Source organism: Salmonella sp. 32120201201600049SM, assembly GCF_017572835.1.
Classification (GTDB): domain Bacteria; phylum Pseudomonadota; class Gammaproteobacteria; order Enterobacterales; family Enterobacteriaceae; genus Salmonella; species Salmonella enterica.
Genome location: NZ_JAGESA010000008.1, coordinates 99,769 through 115,199, shown reverse-complemented (window position 1 = coordinate 115,199; position 15,431 = coordinate 99,769). Strand labels below are relative to the sequence as shown.

The 15,431-nt window shown below is 53.2% G+C and carries 14 protein-coding genes; 8 read left to right on the top strand and 6 right to left on the bottom strand.

Annotated features, from left to right (window positions below):
• Nucleotides 1-164 precede the first annotated feature (164 nt).
• Nucleotides 165-773: an adenosylcobalamin/alpha-ribazole phosphatase gene (locus tag J4650_RS16350; protein ID WP_023993213.1), complete on the bottom strand. Its 609-nt coding sequence runs from the start codon at nt 771-773 to the stop codon at nt 165-167.
• Between the two features lie 96 nt (nt 774-869).
• Between J4650_RS16350 and cobD the strand changes: the two genes are divergently transcribed.
• Nucleotides 870-1,964 (top strand): threonine-phosphate decarboxylase CobD, encoded by a 1,095-nt coding sequence (cobD, locus tag J4650_RS16345; protein WP_124234984.1) that lies wholly within the window; start codon nt 870-872, stop codon nt 1,962-1,964.
• Here the strand turns inward: cobD and nadD are convergent.
• The 4 genes from nadD to leuS are packed head-to-tail and all read right to left on the bottom strand — an operon-like array spanning nt 1,939 to nt 6,800.
• A complete protein-coding gene (gene nadD, locus J4650_RS16340) occupies nt 1,939-2,580 on the bottom strand; it encodes a nicotinate-nucleotide adenylyltransferase (RefSeq protein WP_001518902.1) in 642 nt (213 codons plus the stop codon). The genes cobD and nadD overlap by 26 nt on opposite strands.
• A 1-nt stretch (nt 2,581) precedes the next feature.
• Nucleotides 2,582-3,613, bottom strand: coding sequence for a DNA polymerase III subunit delta (gene holA / locus J4650_RS16335; RefSeq protein ID WP_023993212.1), 1,032 nt, complete (start codon nt 3,611-3,613; stop codon nt 2,582-2,584).
• Entirely contained in the window at nt 3,613-4,203 is a 591-nt protein-coding gene (gene lptE, locus J4650_RS16330) for an LPS assembly lipoprotein LptE (RefSeq protein WP_001269950.1), read from the bottom strand. Before lptE ends, holA begins: the two co-directional genes overlap by 1 nt.
• A gap of 14 nt (nt 4,204-4,217) precedes the next feature.
• Entirely contained in the window at nt 4,218-6,800 is a 2,583-nt protein-coding gene (gene leuS, locus J4650_RS16325; protein WP_023993211.1) for a leucine--tRNA ligase, read from the bottom strand.
• 236 nt (nt 6,801-7,036) lie between these two features.
• Here leuS and J4650_RS16320 point away from each other — a divergent pair, with 236 nt between their 5' ends.
• The 5 genes from J4650_RS16320 (at nt 7,037) to J4650_RS16300 (ending at nt 12,132) form a co-directional block, all read left to right on the top strand.
• On the top strand, nt 7,037-7,378 hold the full coding sequence (locus tag J4650_RS16320; RefSeq protein WP_001574029.1) for a UxaA family hydrolase: 342 nt from the start codon (nt 7,037-7,039) through the stop codon (nt 7,376-7,378).
• 16 nt (nt 7,379-7,394) lie between these two features.
• The gene (locus J4650_RS16315) at nt 7,395-8,567 is read left to right on the top strand and encodes a UxaA family hydrolase (protein ID WP_001670689.1); all 1,173 of its coding nucleotides are present in this window, start codon (nt 7,395-7,397) and stop codon (nt 8,565-8,567) included.
• Between the two features lie 49 nt (nt 8,568-8,616).
• Nucleotides 8,617-9,570: a 2-keto-3-deoxygluconate permease gene (locus tag J4650_RS16310; protein WP_023993210.1), complete on the top strand. Its 954-nt coding sequence runs from the start codon at nt 8,617-8,619 to the stop codon at nt 9,568-9,570.
• A 67-nt stretch (nt 9,571-9,637) separates the two neighbouring features.
• A complete protein-coding gene (locus J4650_RS16305) occupies nt 9,638-11,566 on the top strand; it encodes a sigma-54-dependent Fis family transcriptional regulator (RefSeq protein WP_001044182.1) in 1,929 nt (642 codons plus the stop codon).
• A gap of 92 nt (nt 11,567-11,658) precedes the next feature.
• Nucleotides 11,659-12,132: a zinc ribbon-containing protein gene (locus tag J4650_RS16300; protein ID WP_001044885.1), complete on the top strand. Its 474-nt coding sequence runs from the start codon at nt 11,659-11,661 to the stop codon at nt 12,130-12,132.
• A gap of 38 nt (nt 12,133-12,170) precedes the next feature.
• On the opposite strand, the gene J4650_RS16295 is transcribed toward J4650_RS16300, so the two are convergent.
• Nucleotides 12,171-13,166, bottom strand: a complete 996-nt coding sequence (locus J4650_RS16295) for a tetratricopeptide repeat protein (protein WP_023993209.1) — start codon at nt 13,164-13,166, stop codon at nt 12,171-12,173.
• Between the two features lie 124 nt (nt 13,167-13,290).
• Between J4650_RS16295 and J4650_RS16290 the strand changes: the two genes are divergently transcribed.
• Entirely contained in the window at nt 13,291-13,998 is a 708-nt protein-coding gene (locus tag J4650_RS16290) for a DUF1266 domain-containing protein (RefSeq protein WP_001575803.1), read from the top strand.
• Nucleotides 13,995-15,428: a J domain-containing protein gene (locus J4650_RS16285; RefSeq protein ID WP_000845201.1), complete on the top strand. Its 1,434-nt coding sequence runs from the start codon at nt 13,995-13,997 to the stop codon at nt 15,426-15,428. The genes J4650_RS16290 and J4650_RS16285 overlap by 4 nt, the downstream gene beginning before the upstream one ends.
• The last annotated feature ends 3 nt before the right edge of the window (nt 15,429-15,431 follow it).

Here is a 15,431-nt window from a genome sequence, read left to right as displayed (position 1 = left end):
ACCAGATTATCATCCCATCCCACGTCACAGAAAGCATCGCCATTTTTGTAAAACAATTTCTGCAAAGCTCTGCAAGGTGAAAAAAGCCTGGCTGCGGAGAATAACAGCCTGTCGGGGGCTGTCAATGGGCGAAACCGCTGCGGCGAGAAAAAACGGAAAATTCATCACTCAGGCCGCCAGACGGCACGACTATTTAATACTTTCAGGGTGGCGAACCCTTCGCACAGGTCGATTGCGCTCCAGCATCCCTGTTCTACCCGGAAATGCCATAGCGAGGCGGCGGGCATTGCGAGCAGACGGGCAATTAACAGGCTGAGTACGCCCTGATGGCTGACGATCAGCAGGTTCTGGCAATCGCTAAACGCGTCGAGTCGCGAGATAAAGCGCTCTACGCGCCGGGTAAAAGCCTGAAAACCCTCGCCATTGGTCGGAACCGCATTCTGCCAGTCCGTACACCAGGCGGCATAGCTTTCGGCATCTTCATGGGTGAGGTCGCGGTGATGGCGCATTTCCCAGTCGCCGAAGTACATCTCATTAAGCTCAGGTAAGATGTGTTGCGGCGTATCCCGGCCCTCCAGTACGAGCCGGGCGGTATGGCGCGCGCGTTCCAGCTCGCTGCATAACACCCGGTCAAATGGCGCGTGGCGCAATAAAGTATGTAGCGTTTTCGCCTGGCCAATCCCATTTTCCGTTAACGGCGTGGGAGCATGTCCGCTATACAACCCGGCGACATTGGCCTCGGTTTCGCCATGACGCACCAGCCACAATCGCATGGTATTCCTCATGAGGTTAAATGCGCAAAACATGATAATGCCCCTGATTGCGCAACGTTTTTTTCACTAAAATAGCGTTTTTTGGCCGGAGGCATAATGGCGTTATTCAACAGCGCGCATGGCGGTAATATTCGGGAAGCCGCGACGGTGTTGGGCATCTCGCCTGACCAGTTACTGGATTTTAGCGCAAACATTAATCCGCTGGGTATGCCTGTCAGCGTGAAACGCGCGCTTATCGACAATCTGGACTGCATTGAGCGCTACCCGGACGCCGATTATTTTCATTTGCACCAGGCGCTGGCGCGTCATCATCAGGTGCCGGCATCGTGGATACTGGCGGGAAATGGCGAGACGGAGTCAATCTTTACCGTGGCGAGCGGTCTTAAACCGCGTCGTGCAATGATTGTCACGCCAGGTTTCGCGGAGTATGGCCGGGCGCTGGCGCAAAGTGGCTGTGAAATTCGTCGCTGGTCTCTACGCGAAGCGGATGGCTGGCAGCTTACCGATGCCATTCTTGAGGCGTTGACGCCCGATCTGGACTGCCTGTTTCTGTGTACGCCCAATAATCCTACCGGCCTGCTGCCGGAGCGGCAGTTATTACAGGCCATTGCCGATCGCTGCAAATCGCTGAACATTAACCTGATCCTGGATGAAGCGTTTATCGATTTTATTCCGCATGAGGCGGGCTTTATTCCTGCTCTTAAAGATAATCCGCATATCTGGGTGCTGCGTTCGCTGACCAAATTTTATGCCATTCCCGGCCTGCGGTTGGGATATCTCGTCAACAGCGATGACGCGGCGGTGGCGCGGATGCGTCGCCAACAAATGCCGTGGTCGGTTAACGCGCTGGCGGCGCTGGCCGGTGAGGTAGCGTTACAGGATAGCGCCTGGCAACAGGCGACCTGGCATTGGTTACGGGAGGAGGGCGCCCGGTTTTATCAGGCGCTTTGTCAGCTCCCCCTGCTGACGGTCTATCCCGGGCGGGCAAACTATCTGTTGTTACGCTGTGAGCGAGAGGATATTGACCTGCAGTGGCGGTTGCTGACGCAGCGGATTTTAATTCGTAGCTGCGCTAACTACCCGGGGCTGGACAGCCGCTATTATCGTGTGGCGATACGCAGCGCTGCGCAAAACGAGCGTCTGCTGTCGGCGCTGCGCAATGTGCTTACCGGTATAACCCCTGCTGATTGATGTAGTTCAGCACGTTTTCCGGCAACAGATCGTCGCAGGATTCGCCTTTTTCCAGCCGTTCGCGGATGAGGGTTGCGGAGATATTAAGCCAGGGCGTTTCCGCCAGGTAAATTTTACCGGCTGGCAACTGGTGCAGATCGTCCGGCGTATGGGTCAGATGCTGTTCCAGCCACTGCTGGTGTTGCGCCTGCGTCATTTCAAGGGGATAGCCGGGACGACGACAAACGATCAGGTGAGTGTTATCAAGGATGGTGTCGTAATCATGCCAGGTGGGGAAGTTAAGCAGCGAGTCCTGGCCGATAATAAACGCCAGCGGCGCTTCGGGACCCTGTTCTTCGCGCCATGCTTTCAGCGTTTGCGCAGTGTAAGAGGGCGCGTTTCGCTGTAGCTCGCGTTCATCCAGCGTAAAAAGCGGCTTATCGGCGATAGCCAGCTCCAGCATATATTTACGCTGCGCGCTGGAGGCTTCCGGCTGGGGGCGATGCGGTGGCACATTGTTAGGCATAATAATCACCCGCGATAAGCCGATCAGATTCGCCAGCGTTTCAACAGGTTTAAGATGTCCATAATGCACCGGATCAAAGGTGCCGCCGAATAAAGCCTGTAACGATTTCATATCACCCATCAATAAATACGTCTGCCAGCGCCTTATGGCAGAGCAGGAGCGACAGCCCTTCAAGATCTGCCCATACCGACTGACCATGATCCTGTTTGAGCGTAATTTCTGTACGCGTCAGTAACTGCACGGCCTGGCGAAGCTGTGCAGGATGGAGACGCTGCAACGCGTCGCCGATCATGGGGCGACGGTTTTGCCAGACCCGGTGTTTATCAAACAGCGCGCGTAACGGCGTATGCGCGGACTGACGTTTGAGATTTACCAGTAGCAGCAACTCTCGCTGGAGGGTCCGCAGCAGAATGACCGGCTCGCTGCCTTCAAGGCGTAGCTGTTGCAGAATATGCAGCGCGCGTTTGCTTTTCCCCATCAGTAACGCATCCACCCAGTGGAAAGGGGTAAAGTGGGCGGCGTCATTGACGGCCTGCTCCACGCGAGGAAGCGTTAACTTACCGTCAGGCCAAAGCAGCGACAGCCGTTCCAGCGCCTGCGCCAGCGCCAACAGATTGCCCTCATAGCAATAGCACAGCAGTTGGTTCGCGGCGTCATCCAGTTGCAAATTCTGTGCTTTCGCTCTGGCGGCCACCCAGCGGGGAAGCTGCGCCTGCTCCGGCGTCTGACAACTGACCTGAACGCTACGGTCTGCCAGCGCGGTATACCAGGCGGCGTTTTCCTGCGCTTTGGTGAGCTTGTTTCCGCGTACTATTAATAACAGGTCGTCATGCAGCAGCTCGCTCAGCGTGGCGAGTTGCTCATTCATTGCCGCGTTAGGCCCGTTTTCCGGCAGTTGCAGCACCAGCGTTTGACGGCTGGCGAACAGGCTCATCGCCTGGCAGAGTGAGAAAAGCGATCCCCAGTCGGTACTGGGATCGAGAGTAAAAGCGTGGTGCTCTTCGAAGCCTTGCGACGCAGCCGCCAGACGAATAGCGTCCTGACTTTCCTGCAGCAGCAGCGGATCGTTGCCCAATAGCAGATATGCCGCGCGCAGCCCTTCGTTGAGCTGCGCGCGGAGTTGTTCAGGATACAACCTGATCATTAGTTACTCAGCGTAGTGGAGACGCGTGCTGGCGTAGAGGCGGGCGCCGCCGTCTCATTGTCGGCGGTAGCCTCCTCTTTCGTCGCCTGAATATCCGCCGCGCGGACGCTGGTCAGCTTACGAATCAGCTGTTCAGCGGCTTTGTCGTACATCTCCTGAACGATCATGGCCTGCTCGTTATCCTTCGCCAACGCCATCTGCGGGTTATCGAAGAACGAACGGTACACTTTCGTGCTGATAGGATAGATGTCATGGCCCGGAATCAATACCGAGGCATTGACGGTCATCACCATCTGATATTCCGCCGTCTGGCCGTCCTGGAACACTGACGCCGTATCCTGCGAAATAGTCACCGTTCCAAGCCGCAGAGACGGAACGTCTTTGCGCGTTGTGTCTTTATCAAGCAGGTTTACGTTATTCAGCCGTAACTGATTACGTACCGCACGACTTAGCGGACCGTTCGGATCGCCGGAATCGAGGATCATCGTTTTCATTGAAGCCGGAACCTGCGTAGTGCTACGCAGATGCCAGCCGCATCCGGCGGTGACCAGCACCGCCAGAGATAACAACAGTGTTACCAGATATCGCACGCTTCCTCCCGCGCTTAGCCAACAACCAGATTGAGGAGTTTACCCGGAACGTAAATCACTTTACGCACGGTAACGCCATCAAGATATTTTGCCACCAGATGTTCCTGGCCTGCACGTTCACGCACCTGTTCTTCGGTGGCATCCACCGCAACGGTGATCTTACCGCGAACTTTACCGTTAACCTGCACGACAACCAGCGTGGTGTTTTCCACCATTGCCTGCTCGTCGGCAACCGGCCACGGCGCGTTGTCGATATCACCTTCGCCGCCCAGTTCCTGCCACAAGGTAAAGCAGACGTGCGGGGTGAACGGGTTAAGCATACGCACGACGGCCTGCAGCGCTTCCTGAAGCAGTGCGCGGTCTTGTTCGCCTTCCTGCGGGGCTTTCGCCAGTTTGTTCATCAACTCCATGATCGCCGCAATGGCGGTGTTGAACGTCTGACGGCGGCCGATATCATCGGTCACTTTGGCAATGGTTTTATGCACATCGCGACGCAGCGCTTTTTGATCTTCGCTCAGCGCATTGACGTTCAGCGCCGCGACAGGACCTTTAGCGGTGTGTTCGTAAACCAGCTTCCAGACGCGTTTAATAAAGCGGTTTGCGCCTTCTACGCCGGACTCCTGCCATTCCAGAGTCATATCCGCCGGAGAAGCGAACATCATAAACAGGCGTACCGTGTCCGCGCCATAACGTTCAACCATTACCTGCGGGTCGATACCGTTATTTTTCGACTTGGACATTTTACTCATGCCAGTGTAGACCAGCTCATGACCCGCTGCGTCTTTTGCTTTGACGATGCGGCCTTTTTCATCGCGCTCGACGATAGCGTCAACTGGCGAAACCCAGTTACGTTCGCCGTTCTCGCCGACATAATAGAACGCATCCGCCAGCACCATGCCCTGACACAGCAACTGCTTAGCCGGCTCGTCAGAGGTGACCATGCCCGCATCGCGCATCAGCTTATGGAAGAAGCGGAAGTAGAGCAGGTGCATGATGGCATGTTCAATACCGCCGATGTAGATGTCGACTGGCAGCCAGTAGTTTGCCGCTTTCGAATCCAGCATTCCTTCCTGATACTGCGGGCAGGTGTAACGCGCGTAGTACCATGACGATTCCATAAAGGTGTCGAAGGTGTCGGTTTCACGCAGCGCCGGCATACCGTTAACGGTGGTTTTCGCCCACTCAGGATCGGCCTTGATCGGGCTGGTGATGCCGTCCATGACGACGTCTTCCGGCAAAATAACCGGTAGTTGATCTTCCGGCGTCGGCAGCACGGTGCCGTCTTCCAGGGTGACCATCGGGATCGGCGCGCCCCAGTAACGCTGACGGGAAACGCCCCAGTCACGCAGACGATAGTTCACTTTACGTTCGCCGACGCCTTTTTCCGCCAGTTTATCGGCAATGGCGTTAAACGCCGCTTCAAAGGCCAGACCGTCGAACTCGCCGGAGTTAAACAGCACGCCTTTTTCGGTCAGCGCCTGTTCGGAAAGATCCGGCTCGGAACCGTCAGCGGCCAGAATCACCGGCTTGATGGTCAAACCGTATTTGGAGGCAAATTCGTAGTCGCGCTGATCGTGACCCGGAACGGCCATCACCGCGCCAGTGCCGTACTCCATCAGGACAAAGTTTGCCGCCCAGACCGGGATCTCTTCGCCAGTTAACGGATGAATCGCTTTATAGCCGGTGTCGACGCCTTTTTTCTCCATGGTCGCCATTTCGGCTTCGGCCACTTTGGTGTTACGGCATTCGTCGATGAACGCCGCCAGCTCGGCGTTGTTCGCCGCCGCTTTTTGCGCCAGCGGATGACCGGCGGCCACTGCCAGGTAGGTGGCGCCCATAAAGGTATCCGGACGGGTGGTATAGACGGTCAGCGTGTTATCGTAACCCTTCACATCGAAGGTGATTTCCACGCCTTCAGAGCGGCCAATCCAGTTGCGCTGCATCGTTTTTACGGTATCAGGCCAGTGGTCCAGCTTATCCAGATCGCGCAACAGCTCGTCTGCGTAAGCGGTGATTTTGATAAACCACTGTGGGATCTCTTTACGCTCAACTTTGGTGTCGCAACGCCAGCAGCAGCCGTCGATCACCTGTTCGTTGGCGAGAACGGTCTGATCGTTCGGGCACCAGTTAACGGCAGAAGTCTTCTTGTACACCAGGCCTTTTTTATACAGCTCGGTGAAGAACTTCTGTTCCCAACGGTAGTATTCCGGGGTGCAGGTCGCGATTTCACGGCTCCAGTCATAGCCAAAACCCAGCGTTTTGAGCTGGTTTTTCATATACGCGATGTTGTCGTACGTCCACGGTGCCGGCGCGGTGTTGTTCTTCACCGCCGCGCCTTCCGCCGGCAGGCCGAAGGCGTCCCAGCCGATTGGCTGCAGCACGTTTTTGCCCAGCATACGCTGGTAGCGGGCAACCACGTCGCCGATGGTGTAGTTACGTACGTGGCCCATGTGTAGTCGGCCAGAAGGATAGGGAAGCATCGACAGGCAGTAATACTTCTCTTTGCTCTCGTCTTCGGTCACTTCAAATGTGCGCTTCTCATCCCAGTGAAGCTGTACTTTGGATTCTATCTCTTCCGGGCGGTATTGCTCTTGCATGGCAGCCAGTAGTCCTGTTTTCGATACAGCTACAAATGTAGCTTTAGAGGTGGTGTTTAGATCCGCATAGCATAGCCCAAACACGCACGTCAAAACAGGGGGTAGAACATTTGTCGCGCCAGGCGTCCATGAGCAGGTGACGCAAAATGCGACACGACTGAGGCAAATTACCGCAGTTCCTGTCATCGCCAGATCATCTCATGAAAATAAAGTCATATAAATCATGTTGTTAAAAAGTGGCACGTCTTTTGATTAGGGAAGACAGGACTAAAGCAAAGGAGTTAATCGTGAAAAAAAATGCAGTGGTGATTCACCCTCAGGATTGCGTCGCGACGGCTATTACGGCGCTCAAGGCCGGCGAAACCGCCACAATGTTCATTGGCGAACGCGAGATAAGCGTTGTGTTACATCAGGATGTGCCATTTGGTCACAAATTCGCCATCTGCGATGTGCCTTTTCATGGCGAAGTTTATAAATATGGCGAATCCATTGGCCGCGCCACTCAGGAAATAAAAAGTGGCGACTATGTACACGTCCACAATGTGGAAAGTGAACGCGGACGTGGTGACTGGAAATAATATAAAACAAGGGAAAATGATTATGAGCAATGAGACTTTTTTGGGTTTCCGCCGCCCTGACGGCCGTTTTGGCATCCGTAATTATGTACTGATTTTACCTACCAGCGTTTGTGCGAATAAAGTTGCCCAGGATATTGCCCGGCAGGTAAAAGGCGCGACATGGGTGAATAACGATTTTGGCTGCTGCCAGGTAGCAGGCGATGCGCGTCTGACGGAAAAGACATTGATTAATGTGGCGAATAATCCCAACGTCGGCGCTATTGTGGTTGTGGGCTTAGGCTGTGAAGGCGCGGAGCCGCTGCGCATCGCAGAAGAGATTACCGCATTTGGCAAACCGACTTCCTGCATTACCATTCAGGAAGAGGGCGGCACGCTTAAATGTCAGGCCAGGGGGATTTCGCTGGCCCGCGACTATGCGCAACAACTCTCCATGCAAAAACCGCAGCAAGCACCGGTTAGCGAGCTGCTGCTGGCGATGGAGTGCGGCGGGTCAGATACGACATCGGGGCTGGCGTCTAACCCTTCCTGCGGGGTCGCCTCGGATAAGCTGATACGCTGCGGCGGAAGCTCAATTCTTTCTGAAACGACGGAATTTATTGGCGCCGAGCATGTGATGGCGAAACGCGCGGTGACGCCGGAGGTTGGTCAACAGCTTATTGATTTAGTGGTCGGCTGCGAGGCGCGAGCAAAAGCGCTGGGCGAGGATATTCGCGGGGGACAGCCGACGCCGGGCAATATTAAAGGCGGGTTGACTACCATTGAAGAAAAATCGTTAGGCTGTATGCATAAAGCAGGTCATGCGCCGTTACAGGGCGTCCTGGAATATGCCGATAGTCCAACGCATCCGGGCCTGTGGATTATGGATACCCCGGGGCAGGATATTGAATCTATTTCCGGCATGGTGGCGGGTGGAGCGCAGATCGTTATTTTTACTACGGGTCGCGGAACGCCTGCCGGTAACCCAATAGCGCCGGTAATAAAAATTACGGGTAATAAAGCAACGTGGGAAATGATGCAGGACAATATTGATATTGATGTGTCCGCCATTATGTCTGGCGAGGCTTCTATTACACAAATGGGCGAGGAAATTTATCAGGAAATTTTACGTGTCGCGAATGGGAAAACGACTAAATCAGAAGATTTAGGTCATAACGAATTCTCTATTTATAAGATCGCGCCGACGTTCTGATATCAAATCGGGCAGCACAAGCTGTCCGGTTATCTCCTGGGAATAAGCTATGAAAATTAAAAAAACACTGGAACGTTTTCCTGGTGGTATGATGGTTGTACCGCTAATCATCGGCGCATTGTTTAAAACCTTTGCCCCGGAGGCGCTGGAAATAGGCGGTTTTGTCACTTCTATTTCGCATGGCGCAATGGCGATTTTAGGCATGTTTTTAGTCTGTATGGGCGCGGATATCCAGTTTAAAGCCGCGCCGAAAGCGCTGAAAAAAGGCGCTGCTATCACCTTTGCGAAATTTGCCAGCGGCGTGATTATTGGCATTCTGGTCGGAAAATTTTGCGGCCCGGATGGGTTATTAGGTCTGTCGGCTTTAGCGATTATTTCGGCGATGACCAACTCGAACAGTGGGTTATATGCAGCGTTGGTGGGGGAGTACGGCGATGAAACCGACGGCGGCGCGATTGCGGTAATATCGTTGAACGATGGTCCCTTTTTCACCATGCTGGCGTTAGGATCGGCAGGCATGGTGTCGATACCCTTTATGAATCTGGTGGCGGTTATTATTCCCATTATCATTGGCATGATTTTGGGTAATCTGGATGAGGACATGCGCAAGTTTCTTAAACAGGGCAGCGTGGTAACGATTCCCTTTTTTGCCTTTGGGTTAGGATACGGTATTGATTTCGCAAGACTTATCACGGCAGGTTCTTCAGGCATTTTACTGGGACTCATGACGGTGGCGATTGGCGGATTTTTTAATATTTTCGCCGATCGTGTGACGGGAGGCAGTGGCGTGGCAGGCGCGGCGGTATCCACCACCTCTGGCAACGCCGTCGCGACGCCAGCGGCAATCGCGCTGCTCGATCCGTATTTTACCGACCTGGCGTCGACGGCGGCGGCACAGGTGGCGGCCTCGACGATTATTACCGTTCTGTGCGCCCCCTTCCTGACCGTATGGATAAAAAAACGCTACGATCGTAAACTGAACCCAGCCGCCGCAGGCGGTTAGCGTTTCGGCGGAAAATAAATCACGACGGGCGGTCTCGCCCGTTCATAAACCAACAGGATGGTGAGTGATGAATAAGACGAAAGATATAGCCGCATCTCCTCTCTGTTTTGTCTCTCCTTACCCGCAACTGGCAAAGGCTGCCGAGGCGCTGGTCGCGCAGTTGGATTACGCCGTCACTATTCATCAAACGACGCTTAATCGTATCCTGGATGAGCTACCTTTATTAGAGTCCCGTGGGCACCAGGTACTGATTAGTCGTGGCGGCTGTGCGGAAATATTAAAAAAGCACAGTAAATTACCGGTAGTCGAAATTAAAATGTCCGGCTACGACATTCTTGATGCGCTTATCCCTTTTAAAGGACAAAAAGGCACTGTCGGTATTGTCGGCTTTTCCAGTGTGATCAAAGGATGCGCGCGCGTAGCGGAACAGTTAAATATTAACTATAAAATTTTTACCTTACAGGGAAATGATAAAGAAACGATTTCTTGCCTGAAGCGGCAATTAGCGTCCACGCCATTAGATTGCATTGTTGGCGATACCGTTTGTCAGGATTATTTTTCACCGCTGGGCTCGCAATTCCGTTTACTTGATTCCAGCCCCGCCTCAATAACCGAAGCTCTGGAAGAAGCCCGCTCATTATATCTGGCTTTTCGCAGCCAATTACTGGAGCGCCATCATCTGCAGCTGATTCTCGATCAGTTTGATAAAGCTGTTATCACGCTTGATGATACCGGCGCGTTACTGCATTACAATAAATATGCGAGCCAACTTTTTAAAATTAACGCCTCCGGTGAAATTTATGACGCATCTTTCCTGAAACAGGTATTGCACCAGGAGCGGCATACATTACGTGAGGGAAAAACCGTCAGCGCGAAAGTCGTCGATACGCCGCAAGGCGCGATGGTGGTTAATCTGTATCCGGTATTTGCGGCCAGACAGTTAAGCCGGGTGGTGTTGACGATGCAAACCGTCTCCAGTTTACAGGGGGCGGAACATCATGTTCGCCGCCAGGAACTGTCTCGCCGCGGCTTGAGCGCCCGCTATCATTTCGACGATCTGCTTACCGAAAACCCGGAAATGCTGCGTCGTCTGGCGATCATTAAAAATTATGCCGGTACGGACGCGACTATCTTAATTAATGGCGAAAGCGGGACGGGGAAAGAGGTGCTGGCGCAAAGTATTCATAATGCCAGCCAACGCGTCAACGGCCCGTTTGTCGCCATTAACTGCGGCGCGATGGCCCCTCAGATTCTGGAGAGCGAACTCTTTGGCTATGTCGCCGGCGCATTTACCGGCGCGTCGCCGAAAGGCAAAATAGGCCTGTTTGAATTAGCGCACCACGGTACCATTTTTCTGGATGAGATTAGCGAGCTGGATAAACCGCTACAGACGCGCTTATTACGGGTATTGCAGGAGCGGCAGATTATGCGGCTGGGCTCAGACCAGATGATACCTGTTGATATTCGCGTGATTGCGGCGACCAATCAGACGTTAACGAAGCTCATTGCGGACGGGACATTTCGCGAAGATCTTTACTATCGGCTTAACGTATTAAAAGTGACCACCATCCCGCTACGCAAACGTCCGGAGGATATCAAAGCCATCGGCCTGTCGCTGCTTACTAGTTTCAGCCAGCATTATAAACGCCCGGCACTAACGTTAACCCCGGCGCTGTGGCAAGAGCTTCAGCGCTTCGCCTGGCCCGGAAACGTCAGGCAGTTAAGCAATATTATCGAACGGCTGGTACTCTCTATTGATCACTCCCCGGCAACGCTGGATGAGGGTCGCCTCTTGCTGGACGATCTGGAAGAGGGGAGCCGACGCGAGCCAACTACCTGCCACGACTGCCAGATGCTGGCTGGCGATTATAAAACGATTCGCCTGCGTATTTTGAGAAAATTATTAGAGGCGGAAAGGGATAATAAATCGTTAGTGGCGAAACGATTAAATGTCGATCGTACCTCGCTGACGCGCTGGATACGTGAGTCGGCCTGACAAGAATTTACAGACTCTGTGGGCAGCCTTGCAAAGCGTAACGCAAATAACGTCTATTATTATAGACAGTTAACGATCCAAGAGGTGAAGTGATGAACAAGGTTGCTCAATATTACCGTGAACTGGTGGCCTCATTAAGCGAGCGTTTACGCAATGGCGAGCGCGACATTGATGCGCTGGTGGAGCAGGCGCGCCAGCGCGTGATGCAAACAGGGGAGTTAACGCGAACCGAGGTGGACGAACTGACGCGCGCTGTCAGACGCGATCTGGAAGAGTTCGCCATGAGCTACGAAGAGAGCCAGGAAGATAGCGTCTTCTTGCGGGTGATTAAAGAGAGTCTCTGGCAGGAACTGGCGGACATTACCGACAAAACCCAGCTGGAATGGCGTGAAGTCTTCCAGGATTTGAATCACCACGGCGTGTATCACAGTGGCGAAGTGGTGGGATTGGGGAATCTGGTGTGCGAGAAGTGCCACTATCATCTGGCGGTGTACACGCCGGATGTGTTGCCGCTCTGCCCGAAGTGTGGCCACGATCAGTTTCAGCGCAGGCCGTTTGAGCCGTAAGGTTTATTATCGTGAGCGGACGGGGACCGTCCGCCATGTTAAGCATTCAACTGTGCCTCTAGTTGGCGAATCTCTTCGTCGACGTCCCATTTGCCCGTGGGCTGTGCTTTTTTGAACCAGTAGAGCGCTTGTTGTAGGTCTTGTGCGGTACCGTATCCATCTCTGTACATGCATCCGAGGTTGTACCAGCCCGATGGATTGTTACATTCTGCTGATTTGTGGAACCATTCCAGTGCTAGCGAATAATTTTGCTCGACGCCATGACCGCATTTGTACATCCAGCCGATACTGTTATAGGCATCATCGTCACCCTGGTCTGCCGCTTTTCGAAACCAGTATATTGCCTGCTGGTAATCTTGTTTGATACCTTTTCCGATGTAATAACAATAGCCCATCTGATATTGCGAGTAGCTGCTCTCTTGTAGCGCGCTCTTCTTGTACCAAAGGGCGGCAAGGGATAAATTTTTTCGACATCCTTTCCCATTGCCATACATATACGCCAGTCTTTCCTGGCTGGCGCAATGGCCTTGTAATGCTGCCTGTTTAAACCAGTAGAGTGCCTGTGTATCATTTTGCTCTACGCCAGTTCCTGAATGATACATTCTCCCGAGATTATATTGCGCAAGGTTGTGGCTCTGTTCTGCTCCTTTGCGATACCAGGCAACGGCCTGGGCATAATCTGGCGCCATCCCGGTTTCTCCTTCCTGAACCCAGCCTAATGTGTTGAAAGCGTGGCGGTGTCCTTGCTGTGCGGCTTTTTCTGACCAGAATAAAGCCAGCGTATTATCTTTCATGTCGGTAGGCGTGTCTTTGTATCGTAAGCCGAGCCAATATTGCGCCTCGCAGTGTCCTTGTTCAGCTGCCTGCTGCAACCAATAAAAAGAGAGCTTATCCTCTTCGCTGCCATCTATACGTTCGTCATTATATAAACGGCCTAATATATATTGAGCTTCACTATTTCCTGACTGCGCCAGTTCGGTTAATTGTGCTAAAGATACGTTGTCGCAGGGATGACTGGTTATGGAATGATTCATTTTTTAATTTATCCCGCCATTGTTTTTTAGATTAATAATATATTGCGATTTGGCTTTGTTGTACTCTATTTTAGTTTTCAATTGCGTTTTTATTTGTGGTGTGAATATATTTTGGCGATTTATTATGGATAAAGAATCACAATATTTACTCTTTGCACTTTCCTCGCCGATGGAAGTATTGAACGAGGACTGTTTACCTTCACATTCGTCACCGAAAATGTATTTAGGTGTAAAACGTTTCGATCTTGAATCGTCGTGGGGTATTGAAAATCGCGATGAACTGCTTCAGACCATTTCCCGCATGACGGATGACGGTCATGCCACGCAACTGGAATGGCTATATCGCCGCTGGTTTAGGTATGCGCCGCAGGAGTGGCAGGAGTATACCGACGCGCTGGACGAGGGAGATCGCATTTATGCCCGATTCGTCGCCGATACCGCCGTGTGTTGTGGCGAAGGTGGTATTCGCAGTTGGGATTATGTGCGGATGGGATTTCTCTGCCGCATGGGCGTGCTCAATGAATGGCTGACGGAAGAGGAGAGCCTGTGGCTGCAGTCGCGGATACAGCTTCGCGCGCTCAGCTATTATTCCGGCTGGTTGCCGTATTTCAGCGCTTATTACACCGGGCGTTTGTACTGGCAGTTACGGAATGGCGATAACCTACCGTTACTACGCGAGACATTCGCCCGTAAGGAGTTTGACGACGCGGGGCGACGTATGATGAATAAGCTGATCGCAGGGAAGGACAGTTTTTACGCCACGCTGCCGTGGCGCTACTTGCCCCATTACCCTGAATGCCCGGACACGCTTCAGGAGGTGAGCGATCTATGAAAACCTGTTGGCAAGTCCTTGGCATTGAGGCCACCACGGATACCGACGCCATTCGTCAGGCTTATCTGGCGCTGCTGCCGTCATTTCACCCGGAAACCGATCCGCAGGGTTTTAAGCAATTGCGAGAAGCCTATGAGAATGCATTGCAGGGGACAACATCGCCCGCCATTACGGTGGTTGATGAGGATCCCGATACCCCGTGGGTGAATTATCTCAGGGAGATATTCGGTGATTTGCTGGCGGATGGCGAACGGCGCTTTCAGCCGCAGGCATGGCAGGAGTTTATCCAACAGATCAATAAATTATCGATTTCACAGGTCGAAAAATCGCGCTGGTGGCTGTGCGCTATCGCGATGAAGACCTTTCCTATTTCGTACTCGTGTCTGAAACTGCTGTCAGATCGCCTGGCCTGGGAACAGGGGAGTGATAATCGAGATGTCGATGCCGAGGAGGTGGAGGATCTTTTGTTTGAAATCCGCCGTGGCGACCTGTTTGATTATTCGCTATTGCTGCATTTGCCAGTGGCGGTACAAAACCAGACCATTGCTTTTTATGATGCCCTGGACAACACCTTTTTCGAGCATCCTCTCTATTTCGCCCAACTTATGGCGCAGCACGGCGCCTGGATTATCCCGGACAATCTACGCTTTCAACGACGTCTGTTACGCTGGTTCAGCACCTTGCACTGGGGTATTGCGGAGCTGCTGCCTGTCGCCCTGGCATGGCAGGAAGCCGAACCCGATAACGCAACGCCGGGTTATTACTACTTAGCCCAGCGCGTATTTTGCGGTGAAGGCGATAGCCTGCTGCCAGAACTTTACGCGCAGTGGTGGGCGCATCCTTCTACCCAGCTTGACGATCTGTTGCTGCGCTGGTGCCGTCAGCATCGACCGGACTTTTTCCCGCTGCTGGTGATGGCGGTTGAGGGGCGTGAGCAGGTGGATATTAACGCTGAACAGCTGCTGTATATTCCCGGCTCAAGCGCTCGTTCCTGCTTGCTGTGGGCCGAGGCGCTGCACAGCGGCGCATTATCGCCGCTAAGCGAAAGTTTTATTGCGCGGCGTTTGAATTATGGCGCGCCAGCGGTGAGTGAGGCGCATAGCCAGCATCCATACTGGCTGTTGTATCAGGTGGCGGATAGCCTGGCGTGCGCCGAGGAGCCGTCAGCGGCATTGTTACAGAGTCTGGTAACGAAGCTTGATGCGCCGGATATCTGCCCGTTGGAAGCGCTGGTTATTCGCGGGTTGCTGGGGCGGGCTGCGGCTGTCGCCACACCGTGTGAAGCTGTAGTCGCAGATGAAGAACCGGTGACGACGGTGACTTCGCCGAGTACGGAGGAATCTGGCGGCGGCTTTGGCCTCTGGCAGGTGATTAAAATCATTTTATTTATTGGCGTTGTCGGCCATGTATTACGCCAGTTTATGCATTAGGGA

Coding starts and splice junctions, on each gene's coding strand:
- cobD (WP_124234984.1), top strand. CDS start 870: ATGGCGTTATTCAACAGCGCGCATGGCGGTAATATTCGGGAAGCCGCG.
- J4650_RS16310 (WP_023993210.1), top strand. CDS start 8,617: ATGAAAATTAAAAAAACACTGGAACGTTTTCCTGGTGGTATGATGGTT.
- J4650_RS16290 (WP_001575803.1), top strand. CDS start 13,291: ATGGATAAAGAATCACAATATTTACTCTTTGCACTTTCCTCGCCGATG.
- holA (WP_023993212.1), bottom strand. CDS start 3,613: ATGATCAGGTTGTATCCTGAACAACTCCGCGCGCAGCTCAACGAAGGG.
- J4650_RS16350 (WP_023993213.1), bottom strand. CDS start 773: ATGCGATTGTGGCTGGTGCGTCATGGCGAAACCGAGGCCAATGTCGCC.
- J4650_RS16315 (WP_001670689.1), top strand. CDS start 7,395: ATGATTATGAGCAATGAGACTTTTTTGGGTTTCCGCCGCCCTGACGGC.
- J4650_RS16305 (WP_001044182.1), top strand. CDS start 9,638: ATGAATAAGACGAAAGATATAGCCGCATCTCCTCTCTGTTTTGTCTCT.
- nadD (WP_001518902.1), bottom strand. CDS start 2,580: ATGAAATCGTTACAGGCTTTATTCGGCGGCACCTTTGATCCGGTGCAT.
- leuS (WP_023993211.1), bottom strand. CDS start 6,800: ATGCAAGAGCAATACCGCCCGGAAGAGATAGAATCCAAAGTACAGCTT.
- J4650_RS16285 (WP_000845201.1), top strand. CDS start 13,995: ATGAAAACCTGTTGGCAAGTCCTTGGCATTGAGGCCACCACGGATACC.
- J4650_RS16295 (WP_023993209.1), bottom strand. CDS start 13,166: ATGAATCATTCCATAACCAGTCATCCCTGCGACAACGTATCTTTAGCA.
- J4650_RS16300 (WP_001044885.1), top strand. CDS start 11,659: ATGAACAAGGTTGCTCAATATTACCGTGAACTGGTGGCCTCATTAAGC.